The 17,129-nt window shown below is 46.4% G+C and carries 16 protein-coding genes and 3 pseudogenes; 11 read left to right on the top strand and 8 right to left on the bottom strand.

Going from position 1 to position 17,129, the window contains the following annotated elements; translation table 11 throughout:
- Positions 1-455 (top strand): hypothetical protein (locus ACRPFF_RS04320; protein WP_432673872.1); only part of this gene is annotated, 455 nt, incomplete at its 5' end.
- Positions 456-686: 231 nt separating this feature from the next.
- Here the strand turns inward: ACRPFF_RS04320 and ACRPFF_RS04315 are convergent.
- Positions 687-1,508, bottom strand: a complete 822-nt coding sequence (locus tag ACRPFF_RS04315; RefSeq protein WP_411712111.1) for a hypothetical protein — start codon at positions 1,506-1,508, stop codon at positions 687-689.
- A gap of 316 nt (positions 1,509-1,824) precedes the next feature.
- Between ACRPFF_RS04315 and ACRPFF_RS04310 the strand changes: the two genes are divergently transcribed.
- The 7 genes and pseudogenes from ACRPFF_RS04310 to ftsB all read left to right on the top strand — a co-directional run bounded on the left by ACRPFF_RS04310 (position 1,825) and on the right by ftsB (position 6,859).
- Complete coding sequence (locus ACRPFF_RS04310) at positions 1,825-2,016, top strand: hypothetical protein (protein ID WP_411712112.1); 192 nt, start codon at positions 1,825-1,827, stop codon at positions 2,014-2,016.
- Positions 2,017-2,280: 264 nt separating this feature from the next.
- Positions 2,281-3,286, top strand: a pseudogene (locus ACRPFF_RS04305) (IS5 family transposase).
- 273 nt (positions 3,287-3,559) lie between these two features.
- Positions 3,560-3,943 carry an aspartate 1-decarboxylase gene (gene panD / locus ACRPFF_RS04300; RefSeq protein WP_411712113.1) on the top strand — a complete coding sequence of 128 codons (384 nt, stop codon included), beginning with the start codon at positions 3,560-3,562 and terminating at the stop codon, positions 3,941-3,943.
- A 21-nt stretch (positions 3,944-3,964) separates the two neighbouring features.
- On the top strand, positions 3,965-4,807 hold the full coding sequence (kdsA, locus tag ACRPFF_RS04295; protein ID WP_432673871.1) for a 3-deoxy-8-phosphooctulonate synthase: 843 nt from the start codon (positions 3,965-3,967) through the stop codon (positions 4,805-4,807).
- An 18-nt stretch (positions 4,808-4,825) separates the two neighbouring features.
- The gene (locus tag ACRPFF_RS04290; protein WP_411712182.1) at positions 4,826-5,236 is read left to right on the top strand and encodes a DUF4149 domain-containing protein; all 411 of its coding nucleotides are present in this window, start codon (positions 4,826-4,828) and stop codon (positions 5,234-5,236) included.
- Positions 5,237-5,280: 44 nt separating this feature from the next.
- Positions 5,281-6,567: a phosphopyruvate hydratase gene (eno, locus tag ACRPFF_RS04285; protein WP_432673870.1), complete on the top strand. Its 1,287-nt coding sequence runs from the start codon at positions 5,281-5,283 to the stop codon at positions 6,565-6,567.
- A gap of 13 nt (positions 6,568-6,580) precedes the next feature.
- Positions 6,581-6,859 (top strand): cell division protein FtsB, encoded by a 279-nt coding sequence (gene ftsB / locus ACRPFF_RS04280; protein WP_003675233.1) that lies wholly within the window; start codon positions 6,581-6,583, stop codon positions 6,857-6,859.
- A gap of 39 nt (positions 6,860-6,898) precedes the next feature.
- On the opposite strand, the gene yfaE is transcribed toward ftsB, so the two are convergent.
- The 4 genes from yfaE to nrdA form a co-directional block, all read right to left on the bottom strand.
- Positions 6,899-7,189, bottom strand: a complete 291-nt coding sequence (yfaE, locus tag ACRPFF_RS04275) for a class I ribonucleotide reductase maintenance protein YfaE (protein WP_250314902.1) — start codon at positions 7,187-7,189, stop codon at positions 6,899-6,901.
- Between the two features lie 134 nt (positions 7,190-7,323).
- Positions 7,324-8,457, bottom strand: coding sequence for a class Ia ribonucleoside-diphosphate reductase subunit beta (nrdB, locus tag ACRPFF_RS04270; RefSeq protein WP_111727025.1), 1,134 nt, complete (start codon positions 8,455-8,457; stop codon positions 7,324-7,326).
- A 146-nt stretch (positions 8,458-8,603) separates the two neighbouring features.
- Positions 8,604-9,344, bottom strand: a complete 741-nt coding sequence (locus ACRPFF_RS04265) for an NYN domain-containing protein (protein ID WP_250313994.1) — start codon at positions 9,342-9,344, stop codon at positions 8,604-8,606.
- A 66-nt stretch (positions 9,345-9,410) separates the two neighbouring features.
- Positions 9,411-11,690 carry a class 1a ribonucleoside-diphosphate reductase subunit alpha gene (gene nrdA, locus ACRPFF_RS04260; RefSeq protein ID WP_432673869.1) on the bottom strand — a complete coding sequence of 760 codons (2,280 nt, stop codon included), beginning with the start codon at positions 11,688-11,690 and terminating at the stop codon, positions 9,411-9,413.
- 474 nt (positions 11,691-12,164) lie between these two features.
- On the opposite strand from nrdA, the gene ACRPFF_RS04255 reads away from it, so the two are divergent.
- A complete protein-coding gene (locus ACRPFF_RS04255) occupies positions 12,165-12,491 on the top strand; it encodes a stress response protein (protein ID WP_250313996.1) in 327 nt (108 codons plus the stop codon).
- 30 nt (positions 12,492-12,521) lie between these two features.
- Here ACRPFF_RS04255 and ACRPFF_RS04250 read toward each other — a convergent pair whose 3' ends face one another.
- The 3 genes from ACRPFF_RS04250 to ACRPFF_RS04240 form a co-directional block, all read right to left on the bottom strand.
- On the bottom strand, positions 12,522-13,289 hold the full coding sequence (locus tag ACRPFF_RS04250; protein WP_411712117.1) for a 1-acylglycerol-3-phosphate O-acyltransferase: 768 nt from the start codon (positions 13,287-13,289) through the stop codon (positions 12,522-12,524).
- Positions 13,290-13,384: 95 nt separating this feature from the next.
- A complete protein-coding gene (mutM, locus tag ACRPFF_RS04245; RefSeq protein WP_411712118.1) occupies positions 13,385-14,212 on the bottom strand; it encodes a bifunctional DNA-formamidopyrimidine glycosylase/DNA-(apurinic or apyrimidinic site) lyase in 828 nt (275 codons plus the stop codon).
- Positions 14,213-14,262: 50 nt separating this feature from the next.
- On the bottom strand, positions 14,263-14,928 hold the full coding sequence (locus tag ACRPFF_RS04240; RefSeq protein ID WP_432673868.1) for a class I SAM-dependent methyltransferase: 666 nt from the start codon (positions 14,926-14,928) through the stop codon (positions 14,263-14,265).
- A 185-nt stretch (positions 14,929-15,113) separates the two neighbouring features.
- On the opposite strand from ACRPFF_RS04240, the pseudogene ACRPFF_RS04235 reads away from it, so the two are divergent.
- A pseudogene (locus ACRPFF_RS04235) lies at positions 15,114-16,332 on the top strand (transglycosylase SLT domain-containing protein); the annotation flags it as partial.
- 173 nt (positions 16,333-16,505) lie between these two features.
- Positions 16,506-17,102: pseudogene (locus ACRPFF_RS04230) on the top strand (LysM peptidoglycan-binding domain-containing protein); the annotation flags it as partial.
- Positions 17,103-17,129 lie beyond the last annotated feature (27 nt).

The raw sequence follows: 17,129 nt of genomic DNA, 5'->3' as shown, positions 1-17,129 counted from the left end.
ATGTAAAGCATAAGCACAATCGTTTTTCTCATAAATATGGTTCTATTATTGAGGAAGCGATTGGGACTGGTATAGATAATAGCACTGTTGAAAAGCAAAAAGCATTAATATATTCGATTTTAATTTATGAAGACTTTAATAGACATATATTGTGTAGGTTTATGGAAAGATTATTTTTTTGGACTGGTAGAATTAAAACATCCGGCATCATGCAGGTAACTTCAGACGTATATTTATCTAATCAAGATAGCGTAAAAAAAGGGGCATGTATCTTAATTGAAAAATATAACGAAGTATACAAAGATAAATATCATAGCCTATATACAGCTAGAAGAGAGAGTATTAAATATTATAATTCTGATATATCATATATTAATGAAGTTGAATCTATTTATAATTTATTAGAAGTTATATATCCGAAATCTTCAGATATATATGGATGTGATGGTGAGTAATTAGCAAGCGTAGGTTGGGTTGGCAAACCCAACAAAAACCTGAATGTTGGGTCACGACCCAACCTACATCTGCTTTAAGTATAAATACAGAAGCAGTATAAAAAGGTCATCTGGAAATACCAAAAATGTCAGATTCGAGTACTGAATCTACGGCTGCTTTAATGTACCTATCAATGTAATCTGTTTTAAGCCTAAGAGATTTATTGGGAAAAATATCCAACAGATCGTTCCTCAATGACTCAAATTAAAACGAAGCAGTTCGGCAGCCTCATGCTTAGGCTGTTCTAATATCACCTGCATTGTATCGATTGTAAAACGGCACATCAAAGCCTGCTCTTCAGCTGTATATTGCTTTATTTCATCCTCATTGTCGTTATTGATTAACGCCAACTCCTGTTCACTATATTTCTTCCATAAAATCTGATTTACTTTATCTTGTGTTTGCGCTATTTCAGTTTCGTCCGGCATTTTTCGATGAATATCGGCAGATTGCAAAGCTCGTACTCTAGCTTGTTTTATAGAGACGAAATACGACTTCATTTGCTTTGAGAAAAGCGAAATATCAGGAGCTAAATGAGGATACTCCAAATAAAAGCAGTTTACCGCGTCGTTTTCGTTCAAGAGTTTGGTACGCAACTGCATATCTTCCTGAAACATAGCAATTAAGCTGTCATCATCTGCATAAGGCAATTTTCTTAACATGATGTCTATTGTTTCTGAGAGAAAAAAACGCATATCTTGTTCATGATTTTTTGATTTCATAAAATCTTCGGCTTTCGCCACGATTTGGGCATAATCTTGCGGAAACTTATCTTTGAATATCAAGAATATCATTCGGTTTCCCGGATCTTCCATCATCAATTCCTCTGCTGTACGAGTCGAAAACAGAGCTTTGTCTACGAGATGGTAAACAGGATTTATCCCAAGAAAAAGACAGAATAAAACAGGTACACCCAAAAATTTAGTCAGTCTGCTTTTACAATATTTTTTCACACAAATATAAGTTAACCACGCTGAGAATAATAAGCAGAGTAAATAAAGAATAAGAGGCATCACATGTGTCCTTAATAAAAAGCAAAATTTATATTTTTGGATGTTGGATGTTGGATGTTGGATGTTGGATGTGCAGATATCTAAATACAATACCCAAATACAGTATAATAAAACTTTTAGATCGCATTTTATATTATACAGACTGCATTAAGAAATGCGTAACTTATACTAATTAGCGTAGCCTGTATAAACCCCGCAGCTAGGTTGCGTAAAGAATTCATGTGCAAATACAGAAGCAGTATAAAAAAGGGCGTCTGAAAATACCAAAACTGTCAGATTCAATAATCCACCCTACAGCTAATAAATTGATCAGGAAATGATGATGAAAATTAAGGCAACCATGCTGAGTATTACCGGCTTGATATTGTCCGGCTGCTTTTTCGCCAATGATGAAATCAAGTTGGATGATATTGGGAATTTCAAAATTACTGTCAATGAGGCTAAGGATAATAGGCAGGCGCACTTAACAGGCTTGTTACATAACAGCGCAATGGCATTTCAGATATAAAAACAACTTCCCACAATGATGAGTTGAACATTACTTTATTTCAAAAATTAGCAGGTTCAGAATATTCAGGAAAGCTAGATAAAGAAATAGCTCTGGAACACAATATCAAGAAGATTACTTATGGTTCTAAACACGAGATTATTTGACAGGAGTAAATGGGGTTCTATGTCAGTATCTCTATTGCCTTTTAAAATACTATTCGAGACCTTTGCAAAATTCCCCAAAATCCCCTAAATTCCCACCCGGACATTTAGGGGATTTCTCATGAGCACCTTCTTCCGGCAAACCGCACAAGCCATGATTGCCAAACACATCGACCGCTTCCCACTATTGAAGTTGGATCAGGTGATTGATTGGCAACCGATCGAACAGTACCTAAATCGTCAAAAAACCCGTTACCTTCGAGACCACCGCGGCCGTCCCGCCTATCCACTGCTATCCATGTTCAAAGCCGTCCTGCTCGGACAATGGCACAGCCTCTCCGATCCCGAACTCGAACACAGCCTCATTACCCGCATCGACTTCAACCTGTTTTGCCGCTTTGACAAACTGAGCATCCCCGATTACAGCACCTTATGCCGCTACCGCAACCGGCGGCGCAAGACGACACCCTGTCCGAATTGCTGGAACTGATTAACCGCCAACTGGCCGAAAAAAACCTAAAAATAGAGAAAGCATCCGCCGCTGTCGTTGATGCCACCATTATTCAAACTGCCAGTACAAACAGCGTCAGGCCATAGAAGTGGATGACGAAGGCCAAGTCAGCGGCCAAACCACACCGAGCAAAGACAAAGATGCCCGTTGGACAAAGAAAAACGGTTTATACAGACTCGGTTACAAACAACATACCCGTACCGATGAGGAAGGCTATATCGGGAAACTGCACATTACCCCCGCCAATGCCCATGAGTGCACACACCTGTCGCCGTTGTTGGAAGGTCTACCCAAAGGTACGACCGTCTATGCCGACAAAGGCTATGACAGTAAGGAAAACCGGCAACATCTGGAAGAGCATCGGTTATTAGACGGCATTATGCGCAAAGCCCACCGCAACCGTCCGCTGGCGGAAACGCAAACCAAACGCAACCGATATTTATCAAAGACCCGTTATGTGGTCGAACAAAGCTTCGGTACGCTGCACCGTAAATTCTGCTATGCGCGGGCAGCCTATTTTGGTTTGCTCAAAGTGAGTGCGCAAAGCCATCTGAAGGCGATGTGTTTGAACCTGTTGAAAGCGGCTAACAGGCTAAGTGTGCCTGTTGCCGCCTAAAAGGCGACCCGGATGCCTGATTATCAGGTGTCCGGGGAGGATTAAGGGGGTATTTGGGTAAAATCAGGAGGTATTGGGGGAGAGAAACAGCCGAAAACCTGTGTTTGGGTTCCGGCTGTCGGGGGAAGGACTTTTTTACAAAGGTCTCACATTGTTTTCCTTGTCTGAAAGCTGCCATTATGAATTTGAAGGAAACTCCACTATAATACGGCATTCAGATTTTCAGACGGCATCCTGTCCGTCAGACCGCACCAAAACAACAAAAGGAAATACATGTTCCGTACCATGCTTGGCGGAAAAATCCACCGCGCCACCGTAACCGAAGCCGATTTGAACTATGTCGGCAGTATTACCGTCGATCAGGATCTGTTAGACGCGGCAGGCATCTGCCCCAACGAAAAAGTCGCCATCGTCAACAACAACAACGGCGAACGTTTTGAAACCTATACCATTGCAGGCAAACGCGGCAGCGGCGTGGTCTGTCTGAACGGTGCTGCGGCCAGGCTGGTACAGAAAGGCGATATCGTCATCATCATGTCTTATATCCAACTTTCCGAACCGGAAATCGCCGCACACGAACCCAAAGTCGTCTTGGTAGACGGAAACAACAAAATCCGCGACATCATCTCCTATGAGCCGCCGCACACCGTGCTGTAACCCTGAAAACGGACATTGATCATGGATATTAAAATCAACGGCATTACCGTCGGTAACGACACTCCTTTCGTACTGTTCGGCGGCATCAACATTTTAGAAGATTTGGACTCCACCCTCCAAACCTGCGCGCATTACGTCGAAGTTACCCGAAAACTCGGTATTCCCTATATCTTTAAAGCATCTTTCGACAAGGCAAACCGTTCCTCCATCCATTCTTATCGCGGCGTAGGCTTGGAAGAAGGCTTAAAGATTTTCGAAAAAGTCAAAGCGGAATTCGGCATCCCCGTCATTACCGACGTACACGAACCCTATCAGTGCCAACCCGTTGCCGAAGTGTGCGATGTCATCCAGCTTCCCGCATTCCTTGCGCGGCAGACCGATTTAGTGGCTGCCATGGCAAAAACCGGCAACGTCGTCAACATCAAAAAACCCCAGTTCCTCAGCCCCTCTCAAATGAAAAACATTGTGGAAAAATTCCGCGAAGCCGGTAACGGGAAACTGATTTTATGCGAACGCGGCAGCAGCTTCGGCTACGACAACCTCATTGTCGATATGCTCGGTTTCGGCGTGATGAAACAAACCTGCGACAATCTGCCGGTCATCTTTGACGTTACCCACTCCCTGCAAACAAGGGAATCGGGCTCTGCAGCTTCCGGAGGAAGACGGTCGCAAGCACTGGATTTGGCACTTTCCGGCATGCCTGTCCGGATTGCAGGCCTGTTTCTTGAATCCCATCCCGATCCGAAACTGGCAAAATGCGACGGCCCCAGCGCACTGCCGCTGCACCTTCTGGAAGACTTTTTAATCCGCGTCAAGGCATTGGACGATTTAATCAAATCGCAGCCGGTTTTAACCATTGAGTAATACGGACAAACTGCATCCATCATGCGAACCTTACGAAAAATCAGCCTTTACGCCGCAACTGTATGGCTTGGCATACAAATTGCCGGCGGCCTCATCATGCAGGCAGGGGAAATTGCAGGCATTTTGTTCCATATCATTTCTTGGTCGGGTCTGATCATTTGGGGAATACTGTTTCTGACCCATACTAAAATCCTGACCCGCCTGCAAACCATTTTATTATGTACTTTGCTGCTTTCTGTCGCCATCAACCAGTTTCTAATTGCCCCTGTCATCGAGGCATTGAAATACGGTTACGAAGATTGGCTGCTGTCTCTGCTTGGCGGATCCTTCGGAATGTGGCACGGCATTTCCAGTATTGTTTTTATGGCTACCACCCTACTTTCGACAGCCTTAAGTTGGCAACTTTCTTCCTGTAAGAATGCCGTCTGAAGCCCTACCGTTTTACCTCCCTTCACCTCACTTGGAGAATATTCATGAGTGCAATTATTGATATTTTTGCCCGAGAAATCCTAGATTCACGCGGCAACCCAACCGTAGAATGCGACGTACTGTTGGAATCCGGCGTCATGGGACGCGCAGCCGTACCAAGCGGCGCATCAACCGGTCAGAAAGAAGCTTTGGAACTGCGTGACGGCGACAAATCCCGTTACTTGGGCAAAGGCGTATTGAAAGCCGTTGACCACGTCAACAACCAAATCGCGCAAGCCCTCATCGGTATCGATGCCAGCGAACAATCTTATATCGACCAAATCATGATCGAATTGGACGGTACTGAAAACAAAGGCAACTTGGGTGCCAACGCGACTTTGGCCGTTTCTATGGCCGTAGCACGCGCAGCCGCTGAAGATGCAGGCCTGCCCCTGTACCGCTACTTGGGCGGCGCAGGCCCAATGGCACTGCCTGTTCCAATGATGAACGTTATCAACGGTGGTGAACATGCCAATAACAGCTTGAACATTCAAGAATTTATGATTATGCCTGTCGGCGCAAAATCCTTCCGTGAAGCCCTGCGTTGCGGCGCTGAAATTTTCCACGCTCTGAAAAAACTATGTGACGGCAAAGGCTTCCCAACTACCGTTGGCGACGAAGGCGGTTTCGCACCTAACCTGAACAGCCACAAAGAAGCCCTGCAACTGATCGTCGAAGCAACTGAAGCCGCAGGCTATAAAGCAGGCGAAGACGTATTGTTCGCCCTGGACTGCGCATCCAGCGAATTCTACAAAGACGGCAAATACCACTTGGAAGCCGAAGGTCGCTCTTACACCAGCGCAGAATTTGCCGAATACTTGGAAGGCCTGGTTAACGAATTCCCAATCATTTCCATCGAAGACGGCATGGACGAAAACGACTGGGAAGGCTGGAAACTGCTGACCGAAAAATTAGGAGGCAGAGTTCAATTGGTCGGCGACGACTTGTTCGTAACCAATCCAAAAATCTTGGCCGAAGGCATCGAAAAAGGCGTAGCAAACGCATTGCTGGTCAAAGTCAACCAAATCGGTACTTTGAGCGAGACCCTGAAAGCCGTCGACTTGGCCAAACGCAACCGCTACGCCAGCGTAATGAGCCACCGCTCCGGCGAAACCGAAGACAGCACCATTGCCGACTTGGCAGTTGCCACCAACTGCATGCAGATCAAAACCGGCTCCCTCTCCCGTTCCGACCGCATGGCAAAATACAACCAACTGCTGCGTATCGAGGAAGAATTGGCGGAAGCCGCCTACTACCCTGGGAAAGCCGCATTCTACCAACTGGGCAAATAAAAAAGGTTAACGTATGAAGTGGGTAACTGTCGTTTTATCCGTATCGCTTGTCTGCTGCCAGTACAGCCTCTGGTTCGGCAAAGGCAGTATCGGACGCAACAACAACCTGAAAGATCAAATTGCCGTTCAGGAAGAAAAAAACCAGACACTCGCTTTACGCAATAATTCTCTGGCCGCCGAAGTCTATGATTTAGAAAACGGCCAAGAAGCCATTTCAGAAATTGCCAGAGTAGAATTAGGTTACATCCAAGACGGTGAAACTTTTTACCGACTCATCAGGCATAACCAGTAATGCTGTACAAAAGCCGTCTGAATCCGTTTCAGACGGCTTTTATTTCAAGAAACCCTCAGGTTTCTGCCCGACCTCTCCCTCCAATCCGCAATCCAAACTGATATTTTCTTCAACGCAACAGCAACAAGGCAGTATTTCATCCCTACCCAAAAAAGCCAACGGCGGCTCCCGATAAGTAACACTCCCCTCCAAAATCTTCAATCGGCAAGATCCACAATATCCGCTACGACACTGATACTCCACCTTATGACCGGTCCGCTCCAGGCCTTCCAACAAAGTTTCTCCCTCCAACAACTCAAAAACCCTATCTCTCGTACTAATGAGTGCCATCTCTAACCAATCATAAAAATACAAAACCGATAACAAGCCTAACCCGCTATTTTTCATTCCTTATTGAAAAAATGCCGTCTGAAAAACAAATTTCAGACGGCATTCCTCCATAAAAAACACATACAGTAAAAAATTTACAGCTCAAAGTCGCCCAAATCGTCCGTACTCACTTCGGAATCAATCTGTCCGATAAGGTAAGAAGAGATTTCCACTTCCTGAGGTGCAACCTGGACGTTATCCGATGAGAGCCATGCATTAATCCAAGGAATCGGATTCTGATTTGCTCCTTCAAATCCGATTGGCAATCCCACCGCCTGCATACGGAGGTTGGTAATATATTCGACGTATTGGGATAAGATTTCTTTGTTTAAGCCGATCATCGAACCGTCTTTAAACAAATATGCCGCCCATTCTTTTTCCTGCTCCGCCGCTTTTTTGAAGAGTTTGAAACACTCTTCCTGCAATTCCTCGGCAATTTCTGCCATTTCCGGATCATCGACACCCGAACGCATCAAATTAAGCATGTGCTGCGTACTGGTCAGATGCAGTGCTTCGTCACGGGCAATCAGTTTGATGATTTTGGCGTTGCCTTCCATCAATTCGCGCTCGGCAAAAGCAAACGAGCAGGCAAATGAAACGTAGAAACGGATGGCTTCCAACACGTTGACGCACATCAGGCAGAGATAGAGCTTTTTCTTCAACTCACGCAAAGACACGTTAACGAGCTTGCCACCGACATTGTGCACCCCTTCGCCCAACAGGTTGTAATACTGGGTGTATTCGATTAAATCATCATAATAGCAGGCAATGTCTTCGGCGCGGGCGATGATGTATTCGTTTTCGACAATATCATCAAACACGACCGACGGATCATTCACGATATTGCGGATGATGTGGGTATAGCTGCGCGAATGGATGGTTTCGCTAAAGCTCCACGTTTCAATCCAAGTTTCCAGCTCGGGAATCGACACCAACGGCAGCAAGGCAACATTCGGACTGCGGCCTTGAATCGAATCGAGCAAGGTTTGGTATTTCAGATTGCTGATGAAAATATGTTTTTCGTGTTCCGGCAGGTTGGCGTAGTCGATACGGTCACGCGAGACATCGATTTCTTCCGGCCGCCAGAAGAAAGACAATTGTTTTTCAATCAGTTTTTCAAATACTTCGTATTTCTGCTGGTCATAACGGGCGACATTCACAGGCTGACCGAAAAACATCGGCTCTTTCAGCGCGTCGTTTTTGGTTTTGGGAAAGGTGCTGTATGACATGACTAGGTGTTCGCAGGACATGGTGTTTCTCTTTTTTAAAAAATAATATTTAGTTTTCAGAGTACCTTTTGATATTCAAAACAAGACCATCTAAAAATTATGCACAAACCTCTATCACAAGCCATTATTTAAATAACTTTCATTTTTTACGTTGCTCTTTTATTTCGGATATACATTTGTGAACGATTTTCTGACAACCTAGTTTCAAAAATATCAATTACACGCACTAAATCTCCCAACTTCGTATAACCATAATTTTTACTATCAAAAGATGATTGGTTATTGATAATCTTCCCAACATTACTTAATAATGCCCAACCGTCTTCATCACAACTATTGGCAATGGCTTCTCTTAATAAATTCATTAATGTGGTATCACATTTAAGTTCATTAGCAGTTCTCTTCCGAATTTCAGCTGGTTGAGCATTTGTCCCACTACTTTTATCAAAACTTGCATCTAAAAATAAAAATTTGCTACATGCAGCAACTAACGACTTAGGTGTTTTATGTTCGCCAAAACCAATGACTTGTTTCCCTTCCATTTTTATTCTCATTGCTAACGGTGTGAAATCACAATCGGAAGAAACAATGCAGAAAACGTCTATTTTATCTTGAAATAATAAATCCATTACATCTATGGTCATCGCCATATCCGTTGCATTCTTACCCTTTGTATAATCAAACTGTTGAACAGGTGCTAGAGCATAATCCAATAAGACAGCTTCCCAACCTTTTAATTGTTCACTTTTCCAATTCCCATAAATTTTTCTTATCATTACTGAACCATAATTTGCAAGCTCATTAAGAATAAAATCAATTTTCCCAAAAGGTGCGTTATCTGCATCTATAAAAAGAGCGACAATAGATTGTTCAGGTATATTCTTCAATTTGTTTTCCCCCTATGTTATTTATTATTTCAGACGACCTCGTGAGGTCGTCTGAAATTCCCCTTATCAAATCTTACAAGCCCCACCAGCGCAGCCGTCATCTTGAATATCGGCTTGCGTATCGTCCGCGCCGTCGCGGGTGTTGTGGTAGTACAGGGTTTTAACGCCGTATTTGTAAGCGGTCAGCAGGTCTTTGAGCATTTGTTTCATAGAAACTTTGTTGCCCTCGAATTTGCCCGGGTCGTAGGCAGTATTGGCGGAAATTGCCTGATCGACGAATTTTTGCATCACGCCGACAAGTTTCAGGTAGCCTTCGTTACCGGGAAGCTGCCACAGGGTTTCGTAGGCATCTTTCAGGGTTTCAAACTCCGGCACGACTTGCTTCAGGATGCCGTCTTTCGACGCTTTGACCGTTACCAAGCCGCGTGGCGGCTCGATACCGTTGGTGGCGTTGGCGATTTGCGAACTGGTTTCAGACGGCATGAGCGCGGTCAGAGTAGAGTTGCGCAGACCATATTTGACGATGTCGGCGCGCAGGCTTTCCCAGTCGTAATGCAAAGACTCGTTACACACGGCATCCAAGTCTTTTTTATAGGTGTCGATGGGCAGTTTGCCTTGAGAATAAACGGTTTGGTTGAAGAGCGGACACGCACCATATTCTTTGGCAAGGTTTACCGATGCTTTGAGCAGGTAATACTGCATGGCTTCAAAGGTACGGTGGGTCAGGCCGAGTGCGGAGTCGTCGCTGTAGCGTACGCCGTTTTTTGCCAGATAGTAGGCGTAGTTGATGACGCCGATGCCGAGCGAACGGCGGCCCATAGTAGAGGTACGCGCGGCTTCTACCGGATATCCCTGATAATCTAAAAGTGCATCGAGTGCGCGAACGGTCAAATCGGCAAGCCCTTCCAACTCGTCCAAGTTGTTCAATGCGCCCAAATTGAAGGCGGACAGTGTACACAGGGCAATTTCGCCGTTCGGGTCGTTGATATTGTCCAGAGGTTTGGTCGGCAGTGCGATTTCCATGCACAAGTTGGACTGGTGCACGGGGGCGACACTCGGATCAAACGGGCTGTGCGTATTGCAATGATCGACGTTTTGAATGTAAATGCGCCCTGTTCCGGCACGCTCCTGCATCAGTGTGGAAAACAGGTCGGCAGCCGGAATAATGCGCTTGCGTATGTTCGGGTCTTGCTCGTATTTCGTATAGAGCCGCTCAAATTCGTCCTGGTCGGCAAAGAACGCTTCGTACAATCCCGGAACCTCATTAGGCGAAAACAGCGTAATGTTGCCGCCCTTAATCAGGCGGGTGTACAGCAGGCGGTTGATTTGTACGCCGTAATCAAGCTGGCGGATACGGTTGTCTTCCACACCGCGGTTGTTTTTCAACACCAGCAGGCTTTCGGCTTCGATATGCCACAAGGGGTAGAACAAGGTTGCCGCGCCGCCGCGTACGCCGCCTTGCGAGCAGGATTTAACGGCCGCTTGAAACATTTTGAAAAACGGGATGCAGCCGGTATGCCGTGCTTCGCCGCCCCGGATTTCGCTGTCCAGCCCGCGGATACGTCCGGCATTGATGCCGATGCCCGCACGCTGGGAAACGTATTTCACAATCGCGCTGGTGGTGGCGTTGATGGAATCCAGGCTGTCGTCGCATTCGATCAATACGCAGCTTGAGAACTGGCGCGTAGGCGTACGCACGCCGCTCATAATCGGCGTGGGCAGCGATACTTTGAATGTGGAAACGGCATCGTAAAACCGTTTGACGTAACCCAAGCGCGTCTCTTTCGGGTATTTGCTGAAAAGGCACATCGCCACCAAAACATATAAAAACTGCGGCGTTTCGTAAATCTGGCGGGTAACGCGGTTCTGTACCAGATATTTGCCTTCGAGCTGTTTGACGGCGGCATAGGAAAAGGACATATCGCGTTCGTGGTCGATATAGGCGTTCAGTTCATCAAACTCTTCGCGGCTGTAATCTTCGATAATATGACGGTCGTATTTGCCCGCATCGGTGAGTTTTTTAACGTGGTCGTAGAGATGGGGCGGTTCAAAATCGCCATAGGCTATTTTACGCAGATGGAAAATGGCCAACCGCGCGGCGAGATATTGATAGTCGGGCGTATCCTGCGAAATCAGGTCGGCAGCCGCCTTGATGATGGTTTCGTGGATGTCGTCGGTGCGGATGCCGTTGTAGAACTGAATATGTGATTTCAACTCGACCTGCGATACGGATACATTTTTCAATCCGTCTGCCGCCCAAGTGACGACACGATGAATCTTATCCAAATAAATGGGTTCCAATCTGCCGTCCCGTTTAGTTACTTTTAAATCAGTCGGTGTATTCATCACTTCCTCTTTAACTCTTGATGCGTAAGACAGGGTCTTATCAAATGAATCAATTTGGACAATATAGTGGATTTTTTATGTTTTCTCCAGTCTTGACAATGCCTGTATTTTTAAATCTCAATAAATGAAAGATAAAACCTGCCTAACGTATTTTTCTATAATATTTGTTTTATCTGATAATTCTTTTTTGACAGAAATCAGGTAAAAAATCCTCCTGAATTCCGACTCCTGCTACATGGCGATGAAATAAGGGTTTTTTAAAGAAAGAGGAAATCCTTCAAAATTTCCGCACTATAAATTGTTAAATTTTGTAAATTACCATTTTTGCCACACTCGACCATGTACAAAATTCTCCTGCCGAGAATATTATGAATTTGAATTTGTACATTCGCTAAAACGTTTAATTAAGTTGAAAGGTTGCCCCACCCGACCGCAACCCTATATCGTAGGAAGTCGTAACAGGAAGGAACCATCATGACTATACAGAAGATAATTACCATACTGTTATCTGCAATATTGGCTGCAGGAACCATGACTGCCGTTGCCGATACTTCCAAACCTTTACACCATCATATAAGACACACCGGCAAACCGGACAAACAGACCTTGCATCCGGAATGTAGAAAATATTTGGAACGTCGTGCCGCATGGTACCGGCTGAAGGGCGACAGGCAAGAATTGCGTGAAAACAGAAAGGCAAGCAAAGCATTTCGCACCCTGCCTTACGCGGAACAAAAAATCCAATGTCAGGCTGCTTATGAGGCTTTCGATGATTTTGACAAAGGCAGATTCAGACGCTGACCTGTATAAAGTATATTCCTTATCATGATTTCAGACGGCATCATCCAAGTCGCTGACAATGATTGTACGAATACTTTCTTCGATTTTATCTTTTAATGCATAACGGTCTTCACTTTCCGCCGCGTCCGATACACAAATAAAATCGACTTTTATCGTCAGTTTTTTCATAGACACAATGCGCCAAAGGCAGGTCAGCAAACCGACATCGGCATATGACGGACGATCCGTCCTTTTTCCTGCTTCGTCATAATAACGCAGTGCGACCGCCAAAACCTTTGCCCCCGCATCAATGGCAGATTGGAACAGTGCGGCCTTAAAAGACAGAAGCTCCAAGCCCGAAGAAGTCCGCGCTTCAGGAAAAAAACTGACGTTTTGACCTCGTTGCAATGTTGCACAGATGGCGCGGTTAATCGGTTCGATGTCGCGTCGCGAATTGCGGTTGATAAACACTGTTCCCGCGTTCTGCCCCATCTTGCCCAACACAGGCCAGCTTTTGATTTCCTGCTTGGCGATAAAGCTGCTCGGATAAACCGCGCTCATGGCAAAAATATCCAGCCAAGATACATGATTGGCGGCCACCAAGACTCCGTCCAAATGTTCGGGGGCAGGCTTACCTACCACCAATCCGATATCCAAAGCCGCCAAAGCACCCTTGCCCAACGCTATAACCGCCCGATTGCGCGACTCCGGATAATCACCGTCGATACTGCGCAGGTTTTTCCCTGTTTTAAACAGCCAAACCGCCAAACGGTACAACCGATACAGACGTGTAAAAATTGAAGCTCTGCTTGCCGACATAATCAATTCTTTTCCAAAAATAAATACTTGATGTTGGAACACCCGGACAGCATGCCGATAAAATTTAAAATGCCGTCTGAAACCGTTCTTCTGTTTTATTTCTGACAGTTCGGACAATAAAACGTTCCGCGCTGCCCCAAAATTTCTTTCGCAATCAAACCGCCGCATCTTACACACTGTAGATTGTGCCGCCCATATACGGTATATTCTTGCTGAAAGTAGCCGCTTTTACCGTTACTGTCCACAAAATCCTTTAATGTGCTGCCGCCCGTTTCAATGGCGCGCCTCAAAACTGCTTTAACCGCATCAACCAAAACCACACACTCTTTCTTTTTTACCCGGCAGGCAGGGCGTTTTGGCGAAACAGCCGCCCTAAACAGACTTTCATTGGCATAAATATTGCCTACGCCGACCACGACGGCATTGTCCATCAGGGCCAGCTTGACTGCCCGTTTCTGGGTTTTCAGCCTTGCATACAGATAATCAGCACAAAATACTTCCGACAGAGGTTCAGGCCCCAGCTTTTCCAGCAGCGGATGATGCTCTTCGATACCTTCATACCAAAGTATTGCGCCGAACCTCCTCGGATCATGGTAACGTAAAACCGTACCGTCCGAAAAGACAAAATCCGTATGGTCATGCTTACCCGGCTTGCCGATACGTTCGTCCGAAGGCGTGAAAATCCGCAAACTTCCCGACATTCCCAAGTGAATCAGTAAAATTCCCATTGGGAAACGAACAATCAGATATTTTGCCCGCCTGCCGCAAGACAAAACCTGCTGACCGGACAAAATATCCCCTAATGCAGGATTAACCTGCCAGCGCAACTTCGGCTGGCGCAATATCACGGTTTCCACCGTTTTACCTTCGATATGGGGCGCGATGCCGCGCAACGTCGTTTCCACTTCCGGTAATTCCGGCATAATTCCTCCCAAAATGCCCTTCAGCCCATGCCGTCTGAAACAAAGCTAACCTAATCCGCAACCCTTGCCGCACCTGCCGCAACAGTTTTGCCGTCCCAAAATCCTTCCTGCGTCCGCAGGGGCGTTACACCCGCCACATTCTTAATCAAAACCAAACCGTATACTGCGGCACACTGCGGCCACCAACGGTCGCCCGCCTTTTCCATAAACTGCCAAAAACGTATTTTTCCGAGCGAAGAAACCGTCGGCAGATACACCATAAATTTTCCATATTCAATGTCGAAACCGGCATCGGCAAGCTGTTTCTTCAACTCATGAAGCGGCAGGCAAAACCGTTTTTCCGGCAGACGGACACCGTCAAACCATGAACCCAGCCCCCAAAGCGAATACGGATTAAAACCCGTCAGCATCAAGCGTCCGGACGGTTTTAATATTCGATGCGCTTCGGACAGGATTTGCGAAGGGATACCACATTCCAGCGTATGCGGCAAAAGCAGCATATCTGCAGAAATATCTGCCAAAGCCATCTCTTCTGCCGACATCAACATATCACGCGGTACGCAGACAATGTCTTCAGACAGGCTCAGCCACTGACCGCCCACCTGAACCGCACACATTCCCCAAAAACGGTATGACGCCACATACCGATTAAAGAAGTCCTGTTCCAATTTTGCAACATACCGCCCCATCGCCTCATGTTCAAACCATGAATCCATATCACATCCGTTTCCGCGACATTTCCCGCCGGTATTCTATTCTAAACACAAACTCTGTCAAAAACACATTTTCCATCCCAAACCACTCCCTACCAATCCGTACAAATGTTTTATAAAACTTGACGCTTTTTCAAGCAAACAGTACCATCGGACGATAAAATATGTTTATCCCCCCGATATAAATCATGTCCAAACTCAAAACCATCGTACTGACCGCTTCGAGTCTGTCCGTTTGTCCGGGTTTCCTATATGCCCAAAACACCTCATCACACCAAGTCGGTTTAGCGATTATGCGGTTAAACTCTTCAATACTTGACCAAGCCCCAAAACAATATTTCCAATCCGGCAGCCTGTGGGCTGCACTGCGCCAAGACTTCCGAATGTCCGAAGTCAATCCTGAACTGGTACGCCGCCCCGAAAGCAAATTCATCGAAAGCCGCGGCTATTTCGACAGAATTATCGCCCGCAGCAAACCCTATATGTACCATATTGCCAATGAAGTCAAAAAGCGCAATATGCCCGCCGAGGCTGCCCTGCTTCCCTTTATCGAAAGTGCGTTTGTTACAAAAGCCAAATCACACGTCGGCGCATCGGGCTTATGGCAGTTCATGCCCGCTACCGGCAGGCATTACGGCTTGGAAAAAACACCGGTTTACGACGGCAGGCACGACGTTTACGCAGCCACCGATGCCGCACTCAACTACCTGCAATACCTATACGGACTGTTCGGCGACTGGCCGCTTGCATTTTCCGCCTACAACTGGGGGGAAGGCAATGTCGGACGCGCCATCAACCGCGCACGGGCGCAAGGTCTCGAACCAACCTACGAAAACCTGCGTATGCCCAATGAAACGCGTAACTACGTCCCCAAACTCCTTGCCGTACGCAACATTATCGCCAACCCCCAATCCTTCGGCATCAGCATCAGCGATATAGACAACAAACCGTATTTTCAGGCAATCGAACTGGACCACCCCATCGATAATGAAGCCATTACCCGGCTTGCCGGCATTACACAAAGCGAGCTGCTCGCCCTAAACCCGGCATTCAACGTCCCTGCGTTCATTCCTAAAAGCAAACGCAAGCTGCTGCTCCCCGTTGGGTCCGTACAAACCTTTCAAAGCAACTATCTGAACTCAAGCCCTGACAGCCTGTTTTCTTGGGAAACCTACACCCCCGCATCGAAAACTGCTCTGTCCGACATTGCTTCTGCAACCGGTATGAGCATTGCCGACATCAAACGCCTCAACAACCTGAACGGCAACCTGGTTAACGCAGGACGCAGCATCCTCATTACCAAAAACAGTCCTGCCCTTCAGACGGCATTTGAATCCATCGCCTCCGTCGACATTGACAATACGCCCGACACCTATCGTTCCAACATGCCGGCGGAACCTGTCAACATTACCCTTTCAGCCGTTCAAGTTCAACCTATACAGGCTGCAAATGTTGCCGTTACACCCATAGAGTCGGTAACTCCCGCTCCGAAAAACGATTCACTCATCGTACAAAATCAAACCGGCATAGAAGACATCGCACAGGTTCTGTCCCAAAAACAAACGCCCATGCCGTCTGAAACACCCATGCCGTCTGAAGTTAAGGTTACCGAACCTGCACAAAACATCACTCAAAACGATGTACAGGCAGAAGACGAACTTATGCAGCTTATCGCACAAAATAATTTGCGCAGGCTGGCAGAAGAAAGTGTTTCCAACGTTATCAACGTACCTGATTCTGTTGCCGAACATAAAATTTCCGCACCCTCCCAGCATATTATTGTTGCCAACAACAAACGGCAAACCCGTTTGGAAACACGTATAGCCAAAGCTGCCGACGGCGAAGCCGAAACCTCCCCACTCCATACCAGCATCCACCGTGTTGTAGAAGGCGACACCCTATTCAACATTGCCAAACGCTACAACGTCAGCGTAGCCGACCTGATTGTCGCCAACAACATCAAAGGCAACACCATCCAAAAAGGGCAAGTACTCCGTCTGGCACAGGCAGCCCCTGCCCAAACCCGTATTGAAAAAGTATCCTACACAGCGCGCAAAGGCGACACCTTCAAAAGTATCGCCGCGCGCTTCAATATCCATATCGACGACATCCGCCGGCTCAATCCCAACCTGGACACCATCAATCCGGGACAGAGGGTCAAACTGATTGGGAGCTGATTCAAGCGAAGTGCATGACAGGGTTTA

It is taken from the genome of Neisseria sp. SLRRB23 (genome assembly GCF_050896295.1).
Lineage (GTDB): Bacteria > Pseudomonadota > Gammaproteobacteria > Burkholderiales > Neisseriaceae > Neisseria.
Note: the sequence above shows the minus strand (reverse complement) of the source record. Positions and strands in the feature narration are given on the sequence as shown.